At 63.1% G+C, this 18,735-nt stretch carries 21 protein-coding genes and 1 pseudogene; 10 read left to right on the top strand and 12 right to left on the bottom strand.

Annotation, left to right across the window (positions count from 1 at the left end):
* Positions 1–9: 9 nt before the first annotated feature.
* Positions 10–1,542, bottom strand: coding sequence for an acyl-CoA carboxylase subunit beta (locus tag LMTR13_RS16985; protein ID WP_065728850.1), 1,533 nt, complete (start codon positions 1,540–1,542; stop codon positions 10–12).
* A 138-nt stretch (positions 1,543–1,680) separates the two neighbouring features.
* On the opposite strand from LMTR13_RS16985, the gene LMTR13_RS16980 reads away from it, so the two are divergent.
* The 3 genes from LMTR13_RS16980 (at position 1,681) to LMTR13_RS16970 (ending at position 3,915) form a co-directional block, all read left to right on the top strand.
* Complete coding sequence (locus LMTR13_RS16980; RefSeq protein WP_065728849.1) at positions 1,681–2,088, top strand: DUF4260 domain-containing protein; 408 nt, start codon at positions 1,681–1,683, stop codon at positions 2,086–2,088.
* 68 nt (positions 2,089–2,156) lie between these two features.
* A complete protein-coding gene (locus LMTR13_RS16975; RefSeq protein ID WP_065728848.1) occupies positions 2,157–3,158 on the top strand; it encodes a dienelactone hydrolase family protein in 1,002 nt (333 codons plus the stop codon).
* A 268-nt stretch (positions 3,159–3,426) separates the two neighbouring features.
* On the top strand, positions 3,427–3,915 hold the full coding sequence (locus LMTR13_RS16970; protein WP_065728847.1) for a hypothetical protein: 489 nt from the start codon (positions 3,427–3,429) through the stop codon (positions 3,913–3,915).
* Positions 3,916–3,927: 12 nt separating this feature from the next.
* Here LMTR13_RS16970 and LMTR13_RS16965 read toward each other — a convergent pair whose 3' ends face one another.
* From LMTR13_RS16965 to LMTR13_RS16945, 5 genes are all read right to left on the bottom strand, one after another.
* On the bottom strand, positions 3,928–4,746 hold the full coding sequence (locus tag LMTR13_RS16965) for a penicillin-binding transpeptidase domain-containing protein (protein ID WP_065728846.1): 819 nt from the start codon (positions 4,744–4,746) through the stop codon (positions 3,928–3,930).
* Between the two features lie 132 nt (positions 4,747–4,878).
* Positions 4,879–5,145, bottom strand: coding sequence for an EscU/YscU/HrcU family type III secretion system export apparatus switch protein (locus LMTR13_RS16960; RefSeq protein ID WP_028349018.1), 267 nt, complete (start codon positions 5,143–5,145; stop codon positions 4,879–4,881).
* Positions 5,142–6,728, bottom strand: coding sequence for a flagellar hook-length control protein FliK (gene fliK, locus LMTR13_RS16955; RefSeq protein WP_065728845.1), 1,587 nt, complete (start codon positions 6,726–6,728; stop codon positions 5,142–5,144). The genes LMTR13_RS16960 and fliK overlap by 4 nt, the downstream gene beginning before the upstream one ends.
* Positions 6,729–6,802: 74 nt before the next feature.
* Positions 6,803–7,576 (bottom strand): ATP12 family chaperone protein, encoded by a 774-nt coding sequence (locus LMTR13_RS16950; RefSeq protein ID WP_065728844.1) that lies wholly within the window; start codon positions 7,574–7,576, stop codon positions 6,803–6,805.
* A gap of 146 nt (positions 7,577–7,722) precedes the next feature.
* Positions 7,723–8,934 carry an RluA family pseudouridine synthase gene (locus LMTR13_RS16945; RefSeq protein ID WP_065728843.1) on the bottom strand — a complete coding sequence of 404 codons (1,212 nt, stop codon included), beginning with the start codon at positions 8,932–8,934 and terminating at the stop codon, positions 7,723–7,725.
* Positions 8,935–9,062: 128 nt separating this feature from the next.
* Here LMTR13_RS16945 and LMTR13_RS16940 point away from each other — a divergent pair, with 128 nt between their 5' ends.
* The 5 genes from LMTR13_RS16940 to LMTR13_RS16920 all read left to right on the top strand — a co-directional run bounded on the left by LMTR13_RS16940 (position 9,063) and on the right by LMTR13_RS16920 (position 12,092).
* Complete coding sequence (locus LMTR13_RS16940) at positions 9,063–10,007, top strand: alpha/beta hydrolase (protein WP_065728842.1); 945 nt, start codon at positions 9,063–9,065, stop codon at positions 10,005–10,007.
* Positions 10,008–10,261: 254 nt separating this feature from the next.
* The gene (locus LMTR13_RS16935) at positions 10,262–10,723 is read left to right on the top strand and encodes a hypothetical protein (RefSeq protein ID WP_065728841.1); all 462 of its coding nucleotides are present in this window, start codon (positions 10,262–10,264) and stop codon (positions 10,721–10,723) included.
* Positions 10,720–11,400 carry a winged helix-turn-helix transcriptional regulator gene (locus tag LMTR13_RS16930; RefSeq protein WP_065728840.1) on the top strand — a complete coding sequence of 227 codons (681 nt, stop codon included), beginning with the start codon at positions 10,720–10,722 and terminating at the stop codon, positions 11,398–11,400. The genes LMTR13_RS16935 and LMTR13_RS16930 overlap by 4 nt, the downstream gene beginning before the upstream one ends.
* Positions 11,401–11,412: 12 nt before the next feature.
* Entirely contained in the window at positions 11,413–11,808 is a 396-nt protein-coding gene (locus LMTR13_RS16925) for a TfoX/Sxy family protein (protein WP_065728839.1), read from the top strand.
* Positions 11,805–12,092: a YciI family protein gene (locus LMTR13_RS16920; RefSeq protein ID WP_065728838.1), complete on the top strand. Its 288-nt coding sequence runs from the start codon at positions 11,805–11,807 to the stop codon at positions 12,090–12,092. Before LMTR13_RS16925 ends, LMTR13_RS16920 begins: the two co-directional genes overlap by 4 nt.
* Positions 12,093–12,110: 18 nt before the next feature.
* On the opposite strand, the gene LMTR13_RS16915 is transcribed toward LMTR13_RS16920, so the two are convergent.
* The 4 genes from LMTR13_RS16915 to LMTR13_RS16900 form a co-directional block, all read right to left on the bottom strand.
* Positions 12,111–12,824 carry a tetratricopeptide repeat protein gene (locus LMTR13_RS16915; protein WP_065728837.1) on the bottom strand — a complete coding sequence of 238 codons (714 nt, stop codon included), beginning with the start codon at positions 12,822–12,824 and terminating at the stop codon, positions 12,111–12,113.
* A complete protein-coding gene (locus LMTR13_RS16910) occupies positions 12,821–14,158 on the bottom strand; it encodes a replication-associated recombination protein A (RefSeq protein ID WP_065728836.1) in 1,338 nt (445 codons plus the stop codon). Before LMTR13_RS16910 ends, LMTR13_RS16915 begins: the two co-directional genes overlap by 4 nt.
* Positions 14,155–15,549 carry a DegQ family serine endoprotease gene (locus LMTR13_RS16905; RefSeq protein WP_065728835.1) on the bottom strand — a complete coding sequence of 465 codons (1,395 nt, stop codon included), beginning with the start codon at positions 15,547–15,549 and terminating at the stop codon, positions 14,155–14,157. Before LMTR13_RS16905 ends, LMTR13_RS16910 begins: the two co-directional genes overlap by 4 nt.
* Positions 15,550–15,632: 83 nt before the next feature.
* Entirely contained in the window at positions 15,633–16,010 is a 378-nt protein-coding gene (locus LMTR13_RS16900) for a winged helix-turn-helix transcriptional regulator (RefSeq protein WP_065728834.1), read from the bottom strand.
* Positions 16,011–16,139: 129 nt separating this feature from the next.
* Here LMTR13_RS16900 and LMTR13_RS16895 point away from each other — a divergent pair, with 129 nt between their 5' ends.
* Both LMTR13_RS16895 and LMTR13_RS16890 read left to right on the top strand, forming a co-directional pair.
* The gene (locus tag LMTR13_RS16895; RefSeq protein ID WP_065728833.1) at positions 16,140–17,153 is read left to right on the top strand and encodes a zinc-binding alcohol dehydrogenase family protein; all 1,014 of its coding nucleotides are present in this window, start codon (positions 16,140–16,142) and stop codon (positions 17,151–17,153) included.
* A gap of 277 nt (positions 17,154–17,430) precedes the next feature.
* Complete coding sequence (locus tag LMTR13_RS16890) at positions 17,431–17,832, top strand: hypothetical protein (protein ID WP_065728832.1); 402 nt, start codon at positions 17,431–17,433, stop codon at positions 17,830–17,832.
* A gap of 63 nt (positions 17,833–17,895) precedes the next feature.
* Here the strand turns inward: LMTR13_RS16890 and LMTR13_RS16885 are convergent, their stop codons facing one another.
* Together LMTR13_RS16885 and LMTR13_RS16880 are read right to left on the bottom strand one after the other, a co-directional pair.
* Positions 17,896–18,246, bottom strand: a complete 351-nt coding sequence (locus LMTR13_RS16885) for a DUF1236 domain-containing protein (RefSeq protein WP_065728831.1) — start codon at positions 18,244–18,246, stop codon at positions 17,896–17,898.
* Between the two features lie 168 nt (positions 18,247–18,414).
* Positions 18,415–18,715 (bottom strand): annotated as a pseudogene (locus tag LMTR13_RS16880) (DUF1330 domain-containing protein).
* Positions 18,716–18,735: the final 20 nt, after the last annotated feature.

Raw genomic sequence — 18,735 nt, 5'->3', positions numbered from 1 at the left:
TGCGTGCCCTCACAACGGCAAATTGTCGTGCTTCTTCGCCGGCATTTCCACCTTCTTGTCTTTCAGCATCGCCAGCGCCCTTGCAATCCGCTTCCTGGTCGAATGCGGCATGATGACGTCGTCGATATAGCCGCGTTCGGCGGCGATGAAGGGGGACAGGAAGCGGTCTTCGTATTCCTTGGTGCGCTTGGCGATCGCCTCGGGATCGTTCATGTCGCTGCGGAAGATGATTTCGACGGCGCCCTTGGCGCCCATGACAGCGATCTGCGCGGTCGGCCAGGCGTAGTTCATGTCGGCGCCGATTTCCTTGGACGCCATGACGTCGAAGGCGCCGCCATAGGCCTTGCGCGTAATGACGGTGACGAGCGGCACCGTGCATTGCGAGTAGGCGAACAGCAGCTTCGCGCCGTGCTTGATCAGGCCGCCATACTCTTGAGCTGTGCCCGGCAGGAAGCCCGGCACGTCGACGAACGTCACGATCGGGATGTTGAAGGCATCACAAAAACGGACAAAGCGCGCGGCTTTCCGCGAGGCGTCGCTGTCGAGCACACCCGCCAGCACCATCGGCTGGTTGGCGACGAAGCCGACGGTGCGGCCGGCGATGCGGCCAAAGCCGGTGACGATGTTCTTCGCAAACGCTTCCGAGATCTCGAAGAAGTCGCCCTCGTCCACCACCTTGAGGATCAGCTCCTTCATGTCGTAGGGCTTGTTCGGATTGTCCGGGATCAGCGTGTCCAGCGACATGTCCACGCGGCCGATGTCGTCAAAACTCGGCCATTCCGGCACGCCGTCGGTGTTGTTGGAGGGCAGGAAATCGATCAGCCGGCGCATCTGCAACAGCGTCTCGACGTCGTTCTCGAACGCGCCGTCCGCGATCGAGGAGCGCGTGGCGTGGACCGAGGCGCCGCCGAGTTCTTCGGCCGTGACCACCTCGTTGGTGACGGTCTTCACCACGTCGGGTCCGGTCACGAACATGTAGCTGGTGTTCTTCACCATGAAGATGAAGTCGGTCATGGCGGGCGAATAGACGTCGCCGCCGGCGCATGGCCCCATGATGACGGAGATCTGCGGGATCACGCCCGAGGCAATGACATTGCGGCGGAACACGTAGGAATAGCCTGCGAGCGCCGCCACGCCCTCCTGGATGCGCGCGCCGCCGGCATCGTAGAGGCCGATGATCGGCGCCCTCGCCTTCATCGCCATATCCTGCAGCTTTGTGATTTTCAGCGCGTGGGTTTCCGACAGCGAGCCGCCGAACACGGTAAAATCCTTGGCGAACACAAAGGTCTTGCGGCCGTTGACGGTGCCCCAGCCGGTGACGACGCCATCGCCCGGCACCTTCGTCTTCTCCATGCCGAATTCGGTCGAGCGGTGCTCGACGAACATGTCGAACTCCTCGAACGAGCCCTTGTCGAGCAGAAGCTCGATGCGCTCCCGCGCGGTCAATTTTCCGCGAGCGTGCTGCGCCTCGATGCGCTTTTCGCCGCCGCCCAGCTTGGCGCCGGCGCGCCGTTCTTCGAGGGTGTCCAGGATATCCTTCATGCTGCTTCCGCCCGCCTTTTGAGTAACGATTTGAAGGCCTTCTAACACGGCATTTTCGGAAGCGGAAACACCCTCATCCCGCCTCTGGTACCGCGGTCCGGCGCCCCCTATATGCGCATCCTGACTATGGGGAACGGAATGACCGATACCGCAAGCGCCGACACCTCGGGCGCCGTTACAGGGGGTGCGCGAACGGTGCTGCGGCTGGAGGGATTAGCGCTCTTTATCGGTATGACGCTGCTTTATTATATCTGGGACGGATCGTGGTGGGTCTACGCCCTGCTGTTCTTCGTGCCGGACTTGAGCTTTGCCGCCTATCTGGGAGGACCGCGAACCGGCGCCCTCGTCTACAACACCGCCCACAGCTACCTCGCGCCGATGGCGATCATGACGACCGGATTTGCCACTGCCGCGCCGCTCACACTCTCGATCGCCATGATCTGGCTGGCCCATATCGGCTTCGACCGCGCGCTGGGCTACGGGCTGAAATACGCCACCGGTTTTGGTTTCACGCATCTGGGCCGGATCGGGAAGCCTTCGAATTGACAGCCGATCTGTAGCTTGATGTAGTCTCCCTAAGGCTGCCGCAGGACGGCCAATATTGGGGGAAACAGATGCTGACGGGTTGGCGCGTCGCAGCGGGAGCTGCGATTCTTTGTACCGCTACGCTATTCACCTGCATCGAAACGTCAGCGCAATCGATCCCGAAAGACGTCGCCGCGCGCACCGAGATTTACGCGATCCCGTCGCTGACGATTTCCGACCAGCAATTTTTGACCGGCGATACCAACGGCAAGCAGGTCACCGTCGCCGGCCAATTCCGCATCGCGCAAGGCACCGGCAAACTCCCCGTGGTGGTACTGATGCACGGCTCGAGCGGCGTCGGCGCCGCGATGGATCCGTGGGTGCGCCACTTCAATGCAATGGGGATTTCGACCTTCGTCATCGACGGCTTCAGCGGGCGCGGGCTGACGATGGTCGGCCCGAACCAGGCCCTGCTAGGCCGGCTCAACTTCATCGTCGACATCTACCGCGCGCTGGATATTCTTGCCAAGCATCCGCGCGTCGACCCTGATCGCATCGTGCTGATGGGATTTTCACGCGGCGGACAGGCCACGCTCTACGCCAGCCTCGAGCGCTTCCACAAGCTCTGGAACAAGTCCGGGGCGCAATTCGCCGCCTATATTCCGTTCTATCCGGATTGCTCCACGACCTATGCTACCGACACCGACGTCGTGGCGCGCCCGATCCGCATTTTTCACGGCACGCCCGACGACTACAATCCCGTCGCAAGCTGCAAGGCCTATCTCGTCCGCCTGCAGGAAGCCAAGCGCGACGTCGTGCTGACCGAATATCCGGATTCGCCGCACGGCTTCGACGTCGGCCTGCTCGGCGTCAGCAGGCTTGCCGTTTCCGCCAATGCGCAAACCGCGCGCAATTGTCGCCTCAAGGAAGGCGAAGGCGGCGTGTTGATGAACGACGACACCAAGGCGCCCTTCACCTACAAGGATGCCTGCATCGCGCTCAATCCGCACGTCGGCGGCAACCCGGCCACCGCGCAGGAAGCGCGGAAAGCGGTGAGCGACTTCCTGCAGGCGTTGTTGAAGCTCGGGTAGTCGTACCTGCCCTTAGAGCCTGACTGAAAATGCAACCGGCATTTTCAGGCTCTTTGCGAGCAGCTTCTTCGCGTCACGGCCGGGCTTGTGGACCGATCAGCTACCGAACCAGCAGAATGACCGCATATGCGATTGCTCCGTCCGGATATCGGAGAGGCATTGCTGCAATCTCAGGCAACGGAACCTCGCCTTCAAAGCGTGCCGACGGCGGAACCATGAACCCGCTGCTGGTTTGGACGTTAGTTGCCAAACCGAAGGAGGCAATCAGATGTACGGATCCAGTCTCACGAGAGCAGCGCTTCTCTTGGCATCGCTCAGCCTGACCGGCAGCGCAGCGCTCGCCGCATCCGCCTCGCCCTTCGCCGCCATGGCGGGTACATGGTCGGGCGGCGGCGTGCTCAGCACCAGTGACGGACAAAGCGAGCAATTGCGCTGCCGCGCGTCGTACGACGTCGCTGGAAGGGGCGATCAGCTTCAACTCAATCTGAGAGGCGCGAGCCAGAGTTACAATTTCGATCTCGCAAGCGAAGTCGAATACCGTGGCGGCGCGATTTCGGGCTCATGGAGCGAAGCGAGCCGCAACGCTTCCGGAACGCTTACCGGGCGCGCCGCCGGCGATCATGTCGAGGCTGCCGCCCGAGGCGACAATTTTTCGGCCCATCTGTCGCTGACCACCCGCGGCGGCAGGCAGACGGTGTCGATCCAGCCCCAGGGCACCAACGTCACGGCGGTCTCGCTGGCGCTCAACCGGCGCTAGCAGCGAGTTAGGTTAGATCGCCACGATATCGGCTAGGCATTGCTGCACGACCGTCATGCGCGCGGCGATGTGGCTTTGCTCCTTGCAGTCCACGTTCATGGCGAACACCGTCTGCTGGCTGCCCTTCTCGGCCCAACCGACCATCCAGGCCAAGGACGGCTTGCCTTGCTCGGCGCCCAGCAAGCCGCTCTTGGCGCGGATGGTGGCGTCGCCGACCTTCGTCACGGGAAGAATGTCGCGTGTCAATTCCTGGCTGCGCTTGGAGACCGGCAGCACGCCGCGCCGCAGCCGGTCGACGAAATCGATCTGCTGGATCGGGTCGATGCGCAGGTTGCCGGTCAGCCAGAACTGGTCGATGCCGCCGCCGATGTCGCGGTTGCCATAGTCGAACAGGTCGACATATTTCTGCATGCGCTCCTGCCCGATGCGCCGGGCAATTTCCTGATAGACCGGCACTGCGGAGGCCGCGATCGCCGAGCGCAACGTGTGATCCTTGTTCCAGGGCTCGATGCTGCGCTTTACGCCATCCCACTTGAAGACGTCCTTGTCGGGGTCCTCGACCACGCCAGTTTCCAGCGCAATGATCGAATTCGGAATCTTGAACGTCGAGGCCGGTAGCCTGCCCTCGCCCGAGCGCACCTTGTCGCTGGCGATGATCAGGTAATCATCCACCTTGTAGCCAACGAAGGTGCCGGTCGTGCCGAGATCGAAAAAGCGCTTGGCCAGATCGTCGCGAAACTCGCTGCGCTGATAGGAGACGTTGGCAAGGGCGCGCGCGGGCAACAGCGTGGTCGCAGTAAGCAGGCCGAGCGCATGACGACGATTGATCACGAGGATATCCGAACTGGTTGAGGAATGCCGACGATGCGGATGGCATCGTGGAAAAACTATGACAAGTGGCCCTTACTTTGATCCGTGTTCCCGGCGCAAGCCGGCATCCGCTCGCGCGAAAAACCACAGCAATCACCGGATCCGGCCCGACAGCCGCAGCACGAAGATCAGCACTTCGGCGACTGCCTTGTAGAGCTCCGGCGGGATTTCGTCGCCGATCTCGACATGGGACAAGGCGCCCGCCAGCACCTCGTTCTCCTCGATCGGAATATCGTGTTCCCGGGCGAGCTCGATGATCTTCGCACCGATGACGCCCTTGCCCTTCGCGACGACCCGCGGCGCGCCGGTCTTGTCATAATGCAGCGCGACCGCAAGCTTGCTTCTGGTCTCGACGCTCATAGCGCGCGGTCCAGAAAATGGCCGGCACGGGCCGCGGGTGCGGCCTGCGGCGGCGCGCCGTCGCGGATCACGATATCGCCGGGCTGCAACTCGGCGCGGCTGAGCGCCTCGCTCAGCTGCGAGGTCCCGGCACGCAGTTGCTCTGCGGTCGCCGGTCGTTCCGCCCAGATCCGCACCGAAGTCTTTTCGCCGGTCAGCGATATCAGCGCGTGAACCGGGCCGGCCGGCTCGACGTCGAGCGAAAATCGCGCCCGCCACACCCGCTTGACCGCCTCGACGGCTTCGCTGCCGCTATCGCGGGAAATCTCGAACTGCGCCATCGCGGTGCCCTGCGGCGTCACGAAGGGAATTTCGAAATTCCAGCGTGGCGCGGTGACGTCAGCTTTCGGCCCCGCATCGATGCGATCGGGCAAGGAGGCGACCTGCAGCAGCGTCTGCCGCGCGATGGCAGCATCGGTATCATCAAGCAGATGGTGCGCGGTCGCCTCGAGCGGCGCATGCGGCGCGATGCTGGGCGAGGCGATCGGCTGTGCGGTCGGCAGTCCGCCGCGGATCGGCGGCGGCGGCGTGTTGGTGTGGAAGGTGACGTCGCCGGCCCGAACGTCTTTCGACGCGGCGGTGGCAGCCCTGACGGGAACGCCGAGTTCCTGCAGCGCTTCCTGCAGAAGGTTCAGCGTTGCGCCGGCCGAAGGCGGGGTCGCCAGCGGGCTTCGGGCGGCGTGAGCCGGCAGCGCGAGATTTTCGGCTGCAAGCAATCGCGCCTGCGGCAGCAGGATTTCCGGCACATCGACGTTGGGCGACAAAGACGGCGCGAGGCTCGCGACGGCCTGTGGCGGCGCAGTCTGTTGCGCCCCGGCCGGTGTCGCCGGCGGCGCGGTCGTCGAATTGACGCCGAGCGCCGACTGCAGCGTCTGACGCAGCACGATCAGCGCGGCCTTTAAGTCGGGTACGCCGCTTGGAGATACCGTGCCCGACGCCAGCGAGGTTTCGAGGAATATTCCAGACTTCTGGAACGCCGTCTTGATGTCGGCGCCATCGAGGTTCTGATCGAGACTGGTCTGTTGCGCCAGCACCTGCGCGATCGCCGCTTGCAATTTCGGCGGCAGATTGCTGGACGAAATCGCCGCCCCCAGATTGGCAAACAACGGCGCCAGGCTGTCCTGTTCGGTCGCAGCGGCCTGGGCGGCGGCGGAGACGGCCGCGCGCTCCAGCGGCGTCAGCACGTTCTTCACTGAGACGATGGCCGGCCGATTGGCTGCGGCCTCGGCCAGCGCATTGGATGACAAGGTGACGGCGTCGGCGGATGCCCCGGCGGCATCACTGCCCTGCCCGACCACGGCCAGGCGGATGCCGTCCTTGGTCTGCGATACCGCGAGCTGCAGGTTCTGGCCCTGCTGCAACGGAATTTCCGTGGCCACGTCGATCGAGAGGCTGGCGATCGCAATCCGCACGAGATCGGCAGACAGCACTTTCAGGACCTGGGCGTTGACCACGCTGCCCGGCTGCAGCACGAGTTCAGGCGCAATGCCGCCAGCCTCTTGGGCGGCAAGCACCGGCAGAACGGGATTGATCGAATTCGCCATGTCTTGAGGTCTCGGCCCAGGTGCGAAGGCTAACCCGGCGTCGTAAACCTCTCCTTAACCGCGGCGGACGGCGCTTAAGCCTTCAGGGCGTCCAGAATGGTCACCGCGGCCCGGAAATCGACCAGACGGGCGGCCCGGCGAGCCGCCACCTCCTCGTCCACGCCCCATTTCTCGGCGTTCCAGTCGTCATCGACATGGGCCGCCGCCCAGACCTGATCGGGATCGCGGACACCATGCAGCAACGCCAGCGCCAGTAGCGCGGAGCCTGTCAACGTCGTCACAACATGCAGCGCCGCCACTGCCCAGGGGTCGGCCGGAAACACGCTACGGGCAGCCTTGATCGCCTGCTCCGGCTGGGTCACATGCACGATCCCCTCCGACAGGATGAAATGAGCCCCGAGCTCGTTCGCAGCCCATGACAGCACCGGGTCCCAATGCGCCGCTTCGCGGGCGACCAGCGCCTCGGGATGGCCGGCGCGATAGAACAGCAAGTCGGAGCCGAGATATTTTGCGACATCGTCCGCCACGGCATCGACGCGATCGGCGACCTCTGCGACAGAGTTGGCGAAGCGCGTCAGCGGCATGGTCAGGGGATCGATGATCTCGCCTTGCGCATTCCATTCCGCAGCGATGTGCTCGGCGATGGCGCCGGCTGGCGCTATGACCTGGCGGCCGGAAGGCGTGCGGATCGGCTTGCCGTCCAGCGTCACGCCAAACCCGCCATCGGCCGGCGCGACGCCGGCTTCCCTGTAGAAGCGCTTGCGCTGGGGCGCGCGGGTGGCGCGACGCACCGACTCCTGCGGATCGAGCGGAGACTGTCCAGCGACTTCATCGAATAGTTCACGCATGCGGTGTCCAGCAGTCGGATAATCCAAGCCTGACAATACGATGCCGGTGGATGCAAATAAAGGCGATGAGGACGTTAGGCCGACAAACTGCGATGCCGGTTCTACCGGCTGAAGCCGGGTTCCGCTCGCCGGTATCGCCGTCGCCGCTACTCCTCCGGAGCGTTCTCGATCGGATCGAACCGATCATGCTCCAGTCCGAGCAGGTTCCAGGACTGCAGCATGTGCGGCGGCAGCGGCGCGCTGACATCGATGACGCCGCCGCGCGGATGCGGGATCACGAGCCGCCGCGCCAAGAGATGCAGCCGGTTCTGAAGCCCGCCCGGCAGATCCCAGTTCTCCTTGTTGAAATATTTGGGATCGCCGACGATGGCGTGGTCGATGTGCGCCATGTGGGCGCGCAACTGGTGGGTTCGCCCGGTGACCGGCTTCAGCGACACCCAGGCGAGCTTCTGCGCCGAGGTCTCGACCACGGCGTAATAGGTCACCGCGTGGCTCGCGCCCTCGTCGCCATGTTTAGCGACCCGCATGATGCTGTCCTCCTCGCTTTCCTCCTTGGCGAGATAGGTCGAGATGCGGCCCTGCTTCGGCTTCGGCACGCCGGCCACCAGCGCCCAGTAAATCTTGCGCGCGGAGCGGTGGCGGAACGACCCGGTCAGGGCAGTTGCAGCAAAGCGGGTCTTGGCGACCAGCAGACAGCCCGATGTTTCCCTGTCGAGCCGATGCACCAGCCGCGGCTTCTGCCCCTTGGCATCGCGCATCACCTCCAGCATCTGGTCGACGTTGCGCGTGATGCCGGACCCGCCCTGCACCGCAAGCCCCGCCGGCTTGTTCAGCACCAGCACGTCGGCGTCTTCGTAAAGCGTCATCTCCTTCAGCGCCTGCAGCGTCTTGGTCGCGGCTTCCGAGAGCGCACCCGCGCCCTTCGGCGCATCGAGCCGCAGCGGCGGGATGCGAACGCTCTGGCCTTCTTCCAGCCGGTCCTTGCTGTCGGCGCGCTTGCCGTTGACGCGCAGCTCGCCCTTCCGGACGATGCGCTGGATGTGGGAGAACGACAGGCCGGGAAAGCGTGCCTCGAGGAAGCGGTCGACCCGCATGTTGTTCTCGTCCGCCGTGACGACGACGGTCTGAACCTTGGTCGGTAGCGGCGGTTCGGCTTTTGTCTTCTCGGGCTCTGCCGCCACATAGGACGGCTTCTCTCGCCGCGGTTCAGTGAACCGCGGTGGCTTGCCCACCGGCCGCTCGCCTTGCTTCTTGCCTCGAAACGGCGAAGCTCCCTTGGCGAATCCCTTGGCAGGTCCTTTGGCGCGATCGGCTTGCGGGCGCGACTTGGCTAACGGTTTTCGGTCGCGGCGGCTCATCTGATTTCGGCTCCAAAGGTTAGCCTTTCGGTAGCGCAAATGCAGCGAATCGTCACGGTGAATTCGGTGCCAATCCCGCGCCGGATCGGCCAGACTAGGCCAGTTTTGACGATGCGCGGGGAGCCCGGATGGCCCTAGCAAGATTGGTTTTGGTCGTTGTGGCCGCAATGTTCGCGAACGCGGCCGAAGCGCAGCGGAGCCCGATGCCGGAGCATATCGCGCGGACGCTGCTGGAACTCGGCCGCGTCATCGATCCGCCCAGGACTTTCGCGCTCTACGCGCCGCTGCAGGAAAAAGAGCCCTATCAAGGTGTCAGGGTCGAGCGGGACGTCAAATACGGTCCGGCCGACCGCAACTTGCTCGATGTTTTCATGCCGGAAACGGCTGCATCTCCGCGGCCGGTACTGATCTATGTACATGCAGGCGCGTATGTGGGTGGCAACAAGCGCACGACGCCGACCAGCCCATTCTATGACAACATCATGCTGTGGGCGGTAAAGAACGGCTTTGTCGGGGTGAACGTGACCTATCGCCTCGCACCGCAAGCACCCTGGCCGGCGGGCGCCGAGGATCTGGCCACCGCGGTGCAGTGGGTTGCGGACAATATCGGCGAGCGCGGCGGCAATGGTGCGCGTATCTTTCTGATGGGGCACTCCGCGGGCGCGGTTCACGTCGCGACCTATGTTTCACATCCCGAACTTCACAAGATCAAGGGCGGCGGCCTCGCCGGCGCGATCATGATCTCGGGCATTTACGACCTGACCGCAATGCCACTCGCCGATACCCAGCGCGCCTATTTTGGTAACGATGCCGCGCGCTATGCCGAACGATCCTCATCGAGGGGTCTGGCGACGACCGACATTCCGCTGATGATGGTTGCCGCCGAACTGGATCCGGAAGGATTCGTGGTGCAGCTCGATCTCGGGAGGCGAGCCTCATGCAAACGGACCAGCGGATGCGCACGCGCTATCCTGCTGCCGCAGCACAGTCACATGTCGGAGGTGTATTCGATCAACACTGCCGACACGCGTCTGACCGATCAGATCCTGGGCTTCGTCACGACAGGGAAATAGCCAGCGGTGCGCTCGCCGTCACTTCAATGAATTAAGCGGTGAAGTGTCTCGCTCGAGAGTGATGATACCAAGCGTTGCACCCGTAAGAACGACGCGGTTTTCAAGAACACCGCCAAGCAACACACTAAAAACAACAACGAAGCAGAGCCCCGCAAGTTTGTCCGTGCGAAGGTGCAGCCGATCCTCGGAAACACTTGACTCCAGATTTTGGACTTTGTACTATAAAAAATGTAGTACGATGGAGCTGTTGCCCGATGTCAGCAACTTCCGACGTTGCCCGTCCAACCGGCGCCCGCGGCTTTTGGCTTGGCTTCGCCGCCTACCTGCTGCCATCCTTTCCGATCGCCTATGTCTGGCACCTCGTCCTGTTCGAGCAGAAGTACCACGCGCTCCAGATCTATCGCGACGAGCCGGTGATCGCCTTCGGACTGGGTTCGATGATCATCCAGGGCGCGATATTCTCGTGGTTGTTCCCGCGCGTATTCCCACAGCGTAGCGGCTCGTTTCTGAAGGACGGGCTCCTGTACGGACTTGGCGCTGGCCTGCTGTCATGGTCGTTCACAACGCTCGCGGTCGCAGCCAAGAATGTGATGGTTTCAGTGCCGGACTACGTGCTGCTCGAAACCGCGTTTACGATCCTGCAATTCGCCATTGTGGGGCCGTTGATCGCCCTCGCCTACCGACATGATGCGGAGGAAACAAGCTCGACGGCATGAGCAATCTTCACTATCCGCAATTCTGCGCACTCGCCCGCGCGGCGGAGATCATCGGCGAGCGTTGGACCCTCCTGATCATCCGCGAGCTTCTTCTTGGGCCGAAGCGATTTGGCGATCTCCTGGATCATCTTGACGGCATGAGTCCCACCTTGCTGACCACGCGCCTCACCGCCCTGATCGAATGCAACGTCGTGCGGCGCACCGCCTTGCCGCCGCCGGCCAATGCGCAGGTGTACGAATTGACCGAGATCGGCCGGGAAATTCAGCCCGCGATCCGGGAGTTGATCCGCTGGGGCGGCCGCTTCCTGTTCCCGCCGGTGCCGGGCGACATGTTCGAGCCGGATTGGGTGCTGCTGGGCCTCGATGCCATTGCGAAGCGCTCACCCGTGCCGGAAATCAGGGTCGGTCTTGTGGTCACCCATGGCAGGAAATCGGCAGGCTTCACCGTCGCAGGCAGCGGCGTCGGGACGGCTATTGAAAGAGGCATCACCGATTGCAAGGGGACGCTGGAAGCCCCGTTCGACGCGGTGCTCCAGATTGTCGGGACGAGCGTGTCCGTTCAGGACGCGATCGATGCGAAGCGCGCCAGCGTAAGCGGCTCGATGGCGCTCGTCCGCAAGCTCCCCCTTCTGTTCGACCTTGCCGAACGCCGGCGCATGACGCCCGCTGCAAACTGACGGGAGGCGCCGGTGGCCTGGACGAAATCACCGCAGTCGCTGATCGACCTGTTCGACCAGTCGGTTCCGTCAGGCGCAAATATCTCCCGCCGCAAGATGTTCGGCTACCCGGCGGCCTTCGCCAACGGAAATCTCTTCATCGGGCTGCACCAGAACGATTTCGTCATGCGGCTCTCGGAGAAGGATCGCGCTCGTTTCACCGCCGAATTTGGCGAACGGACCTTCGAGCCGATGAAAGGTCGGCCGATGCGCGAATATGTGCGATTGCCCGAGGAGCTACTGGCCGACGCGGGCCAGCGCGCATTCTGGATCAATCTTTCGCTGAAGTATGCCGAGGCAATCGCGGCGAAGGCGACGTCTCCAAAGAACAAGCAATCGCCCAGATCGGTGAAAAGGAGTCGAACATGAAGAAGTTTGTGCTGCTGCATTACGGGTTTGAAAAGCCCACTCCGGAAATCATGGCCGCCTGGGGCAAATGGTTCGAGGCCACCAAGCCGCATGCCGTGGACATGGGCGGCTTCGGCAATGGTCGCGAAATCTCGAAGGGCGGAACGAAGGACCTTCCGCTCGGACCCGACTCCATCACCGGCTTCACGATCGTCAACGCGGCAAGCCTCGACGACGCCGAGAAGATGGCGCAGGGCAACCCTTTCATTTCGAGCATTCGAGTCTACGAAGTAAGGTCGGGCTGACGCGGAAGACCACCGGCGCTATTTGCACTGCGCGGCGTTTCTCACCGCGGTCAGGTCGGCCCCGGAATTGTTCGACGGACGCTTCTTGGCGGCTTCATCCGCTGCAGCGCAGGCCGCCGCGTCACCGTTCTGGAAGCGCGCGATGGCGAGATTGGTCCAGGCGTCGCCGAAATCCGGCGCATCCTTGACCGCCTGCTCCAGCACGGGCTGCGCATCGCGCGGGCGCTTCGCGATCAGCAACATGCGGCCATAGTCGGCCCTGAGCGCCTTCACCGGATTGGGCTGTTTGAGCGCGATCCTGAACAGTTCGTCGGCGGCGTCGAGATCATTGAAGCGAAATTGCGCGACCACCGCGAGGCCGTGATAGACGGCGCTCTGCTCCGGTGAAATGAGAAACGCCTGGTTAAACCGCAGCGCGGCCTCACGTATCTTGCCGGTATTTACGGCCCGCCAGCCACGCAGCGTTATTTCCTCAAAGGCTTTTTCGCGAGAGCCTGTCGCCCCGATGATGGCGCTTACGAATTTCTCGTCGGCGGCCTTTTCCTCCGCATTCTTGACTGCAAATCCGAAAAACGGCTGCTCGTTGGTCGGCGCTGCTGCATAGGTCCGCTTCGTCACCTGCACGCCGGGTGCAACCTCGACGGTCTCCGCCGCCACAGGTAGCGTCGACGCCAGCGTCACGAAGGCAATAGCCCCGACCGCCCGCCTAAAATACTTCCCGAAACTCTTCATTCGCGCTGGCCTCGCTCCCTACGCAACTTCGCCCAGTAATCCAGCCGCTTGCGGATTTCGCGCTCGAAGCCGCGATCGGGCGGATCGTAAAACGTCTGCCGCCCCAGCGCTTCCGGAAAGTAGTCCTGTCCGGAGAAGGCATCCGGCGCGTCGTGGTCGTATTCGTAGCCGGAGCCATAGCCTTCTGACTTCATCAATTTTGTCGGCGAATTGAGAATATGTTTCGGCGGCAGCAGCGAGCCGCCCTCCTTCGCCGTGCGCATCGCCGCGCCAAAGGCCTTGTAGGCGGCGTTCGATTTCGGCGCGGTGGCGAGATAGATCACAGCCTGCGCGATCGCGAGCTCGCCCTCGGGAGACCCAAGAAAATCAAAGGCATCCTTGGCGGCGTTGCAGATCGCCAGCGCCTGCGGATCGGCAAGGCCGATATCCTCCACCGCCATGCGCACCACGCGCCGCGCCAAAAACAGCGGGTCCTCGCCGGCGTCCAGCATGCGCGCGAGGTAATACAGCGCGGCGTCGGGGTCCGAGCCGCGCACCGACTTATGCAGCGCCGAGATCAGGTTGTAATGGCCGTCGGCGGACTTGTCGTAGATCGGCGCGCGGCGCTGCAGGATTTCCTGCAACTGGGCGGCGTTGAAGATTTCGTCCGTGCGCGCGGCGCGCCAGACCTCTTCGACGAGCGTCAGCGCGGCGCGGCCGTCGCCGTCGGCCATCCGCACCAGCACGGCGCGCGCCTCGGCATCGAGCGGCAATTTTCGGCCCTCGACCTTCTCGGCATGGGCAAAGAGTTTTTCGATCGCGGCAGCATCGAGCGAATGAAACACCAGCACGCGTGCGCGCGACAGCAGCGCGGCGTTGAGTTCGAATGACGGGTTTTCGGTGGTGGCGCCGACCAGCACCACGGTGCCGTCTTCCATGACAGGCAGAAACGAATCCTGCTGCGCGCGGTTGAAACGGTGCACCTCGTCGACGAACAACAGCGTGCCCTTGCCCATCTCGCGCCGGGCGCGCGCCGCGTCGAATACCTTCTTCAAATCGGCGACGCCGGAAAACACCGCGGAAATCTGCTCGAAATGCAGTTCGGTGGTATCCGCCAACAGCCGCGCCACCGTGGTCTTGCCGGTGCCGGGCGGTCCCCAGAACACCAGCGAGCCCAGCGTGCGCGTCTCCAGCATCCGCGTCAGCGCGCCGTCGGGGCCAAGTATGTGATCCTGTCCGACGACATCGGCGAGCGAACGCGGCCGCAGCCGGTCTGGAAGCGGACGCGGCGCATCCTCTTCCATCCCTGCCGCGGCAAAGAGGTTGGCAGCCTCCCGGGGTTTCTTCGGGCTCATCCGCCGAGCGTCACGTTGATCTGCTGGCCGCCGCGCACCACGACGATGCGCCAGAGCCTGGATGAAATTTTCGAAGCCTTGTCGAGATCGCTGGTCTTGCTGATCTTCTGATTGTTGACCGCCAGGATGATGTCGCCCTTCTGGAAGCCGACGCTTGCCGCCGTGCCGCCGTCGGCGAGATCGATCACCACGACGCCCTCGGCCTGGGAATCCAGGTGCAACTCATCGGCAACCGCCGGCGAGATATTGGCGACCTTGGCGCCCTGGAACGGCGAGCGCGCGGTGAGCACGATTTCGTCGCGGTTGGTGTCGGGGGCGGTCTCCAGCGGCACTGTGACCTTGACGGTCTTTCCGCCACGCTGCACGTCGATCTGCGCGGCGCCGCCGAGCTGCCTTGTGGCGAAGCGGTAGTCGAATGCGTTGGGATCGTCGATCGTCTGCCCTTCGATGGCGACGATCAGATCGGACGGTTTCAGCCCGGCGCGGGCGGCCGGACTGTTCGGCGCGACATTGGCGACCAATGCGCCGTTCGGCAGTTTCAGCCCCAGCGTCTCGGCGATTTCAGGCGTCACCGCCTGCAGTTTCGCACCCAGCCACGGCCGCTTGACCGCCTTGCCGCCGCTCTTGGCGGAGGCCACGACAACGCGCACCATGTTGGCGGGAATCGCAAAGCCGATGCCCTGCGAGCCGCCGGAACGCGAGAAGATCGCGGTGTTGATGCCGACGAGCTTGCCGGTCATGTCGACCAGCGCGCCGCCGGAATTGCCGGGATTGATCGCCGCATCGGTCTGGATGAAGAATTGGTAATCGGTGACGCCGACCTTGGTGCGGGCCAGCGCCGAGACGATACCATGGGTCACGGTCTGACCGACGCCGAAAGGATTGCCGATCGCGAGCACGACGTCGCCGACCAGCAATTCATCGGAATTGGCAAAGTCCAGCGTCGCAAACTTCTCTCGTCCGTCCTTCACGCGCAGCACGGCCAGATCCGTGCGGCTGTCCTTCAGCACGATCTCGGCCTCGAACTCGCGCTTGTCGGCGAGCGAAATTTTCACCTGATCGGCGCCCTCGATGACGTGGTTGTTGGTGACCACGAGCCCCGAGGCATCGACCATCACGCCCGATCCGAGCGAGCGCTGCATCTGCTCGGGCTGCATGCCCGGGACACCGAAGAAGCGGCGGAAGATCGGATCGTCCAATAGCGGATTACGATTCTGCACGGTCTTGGCGGCATAGACGTTCACCACCGCCGGCTGCGCGCGCTGCACGATCGGCGCGTACGACAGCCGCAGCTCGGCGCCCGAGGTCGGCACGCGCCGATCCTGCGCCAGCGCCGGCGTTGCAACGACTACTGAGACCAGCAGCAGGGTGAAGGAGCGGATCAAATTCATCTCGAAAATCCCGGAATTTTGCGCCTCACATATAGATGCGAGGCGGCAACGAGAAAAGTTAAGGCGGTACGCACTACTGCCGGTCAGGCCGCGCGATCGGACGCTTTGACGGTGTCGGAGGCCGGCGCACAGGATAGCCTTTCCTGATGGCCCTCGCCCCATGCCTTGAGCGTCTCGATCACCGGCCGCAGGCTCTCGCCGACCTCCGACAGCGTGTATTCGACCCGCGGCGGCACCTCGGCATAGACCTTGCGGATCACGAGCTTGTCGTCCTCGAGCGCGCGAAGCTGCTTGGTCAGCATGCGCTGGGTAATCCCGGGCATCCGCCGCCGCAACTCCCCGAAGCGCTGGGTGCCGGCCTGCAGGTGAAACAGGATCACGCCTTTCCACTTGCCGTCGATCAGATCGAGCGTCGCTTCAACCGCGCAGCCCGGCCGACGGGCAAAATTTCGCCGTTTCATGAGATTTTCCTGGAGTTTCCCCAATAGTATCCAAACGGGGACTAGTTCCCCAAAATTACAGTACTTGCCAAGTAGATGCCAGAGCGACAGTTAGGCAAGCAACCTGTCAAACATGGAGGAGGCTCGGACATGAAGGCCGTCGGATACAAAAAATCGCTCCCCATCGAGGACGCGAATGCGCTGATCGACTTTGAAGCCGCCAAGCCGGAACCGACGGGTCGCGACATCCGCGTCGCCGTCAAGGCGATCTCGGCCAACCCGGTCGATTACAAGGTCCGCAAGCGCGCCGCCCCGCCCGAGGGCGAGACGAAGATCCTGGGCTACGACGCTGCCGGCATCGTCGATGCCATCGGCCCGGACGTCACGCTGTTCAAACCGGGTGACGAAGTGTTCTACGCCGGCTCGATCCTGCGCCAGGGCACAAATGCGGAATTTCATTTGGTCGACGAGCGGATCGTCGGCAAGAAGCCGAAATCCTTGTCGTTCGCGCAGGCCGCCGCGCTACCGCTGACCTCGATCACCGCCTGGGAATTGCTATTCGACCGGCTCGGCGCCGTGCCCGGCAAGAGCCTCGATCCGCGCACGCTGCTGATCACTGGCGGCGCCGGTGGCGTCGGCTCGATTCTGATCCAGCTCGCGCGCCGCCTGACCGGGCTGACGGTGGTCGCTACCGCCACGCGTCCCGAATCGCAAAAATGGTGTCGCGATCTCGGCGCGCATGCCGTGATCGACCACTCTCAGCCCATGAAGGAGCAGATCGAAAAGTTGAAGGTGCCGCCCGTCGCGCTGGTCGCGAGCCTCACCTTCACCGACCAGCACTACAAGGCGATCGCCGATTTCATCGCGCCGCAAGGCAAGTTCGGCCTGATCGACGATCCCCCGGAATTCACCGTCTCGGCCTTCAAGGGCAAGGCGGTCTCGATCCACTGGGAATCGATGTTCACGCGCTCGTCGTTCCAGACGCCAGATATGATCGCCCAGCACCATCTCCTGAACGACGTCTCTGACCTCCTCGACAAGGGCGTGCTGCGCACCACGCTCGACCAGACGTTCGGCACCATCAACGCCGCCAATCTGAAACGGGCGCATGCGCTCTTGGAGAGCGGCAAGTCGCGCGGCAAGATCGTGCTGGAGGGATGGTAGCCGCCGGGAGGCGCGATGCCGGTGCGCCGGCCGGCTGGCAAGGGCGGATTCATCTCAGCTCCCTTGCGTTAGAGGGACCACAAGCTCACGGAGCCTTGAGTTCCAAACCGGAAAGAAATTGACGATCCTTCATGCGGCGACGCGGTTCAGCGCCGTCCTGAACACCTGTTCATGAAAGTTAAATCTGCCGGGAAGTATTTGGAAACTGGCAGCTCAGGCAACGAACTTCACTCGAATGTGTTGATCGGGTGTCTGATTTACGGAAAAGGAGTGGTCCATGAAGAAGGCACCTTTGGCCTTAGCCGCAGCGGCGGTCTTGGGCTTGACGGCGGTCACGGCACCCTCGCCGGCGGAGGCCCACTGGCGCGGAGGAGGATTTTTCCCGGCCGTGGCTGGCGGATTGATTGCGGGCGCGGTGATCGGCGGACTGGCTTCGAACGCCTACGCCTATGGTCCGGGCTACGGATATTACGGCGGGTACCCGGGCTATTACGGCGGGTACTACGGTGGTTACGCGCCGGCCTACTACGGCGGATACTACAACGAGCCCTACTACCCCGTCGTTCGCTATCGCCGCGTGATCCGCCCGGCGTACGCCTACTATGGCGGTCCGCGATTCTATGGCGGTCCGCGATTCTATGGTGCGCGGTATTACCACCGTCACTGGCGTCGCTGGTAATCCTGCAAATGAAAAGGGCCGCCCGACTGGCGGCCCTCTTTGCATAGAGCGACGAGAAGCACCTCAGTCGATCTCATGCACCACGGTACGCGTGCCCGGATCGACCAGCATCACGCGGTTGTTCGAATACACATAGCGATACTTCGTCACCGTCGGGCCCCAATCCGAAGGCACCGCCTCGAGTTCGACCTCGGTCGGCACCTTGGCGCCCACCACGATCCTTTCCCGTGTCTCCACCGGACGGATCCTCTTCTCGGTGACATAGCTCTTGATCTTCGTACGATATTCCGGCTCGATCTGAATCGTGGCGCCCGCAGCTCCGGTGGTCGTTCCGGGAGTAACTACGGTGGTTTGCGCATTGGCCATGGTCGCAACCAGCGACGCTGCCGTCGCAAGTATGAACAGCTTCTTCATCTAGTTCCTCCTCAAACCGCATCAGTGCGGCTATCGAGAAAACAGATTTTTTAGCCTCTTGTTCCGCTGGGAATTCGGCACCGCAACCCGTCAAATGTGCAACGATATTCCCGTCGATGCGCGCGCTCGCATCGCGGCATTGCATTGCAAGCTCAAGCCACATTGCGTTCAAGCCGGCGAGACACCCTCAACCAAGATCAGCCGGCGATCGAACGCGGCCTGCCGCATCCCAAGATGCCTCCGCATACTCCGGTGAGGCGTACCATTCGCGCAAGCGCTCCATCGACGGAAATTCGACGACGATGATGGTTTTCGGCGGCGGGCTGCCTTCGATCAAATCTGCGGCGCCGCCACGGACCAGGTAGCGCCCACCATACTGCGCAATCGTCCTCGCGGCGATATTTCGATAAGCTTCGAACTCTGCCGGATCGCGCACGTCATCGACTTCGGAAATGACATAGGCTGACATCTTCACCTCGCGCGATGGGA

It is taken from the genome of Bradyrhizobium icense (genome assembly GCF_001693385.1).
Lineage (GTDB): Bacteria > Pseudomonadota > Alphaproteobacteria > Rhizobiales > Xanthobacteraceae > Bradyrhizobium > Bradyrhizobium icense.
The sequence above is the reverse complement of the archived record's forward strand: the minus strand, read 5'-3'. Positions and strand labels throughout refer to the sequence as shown.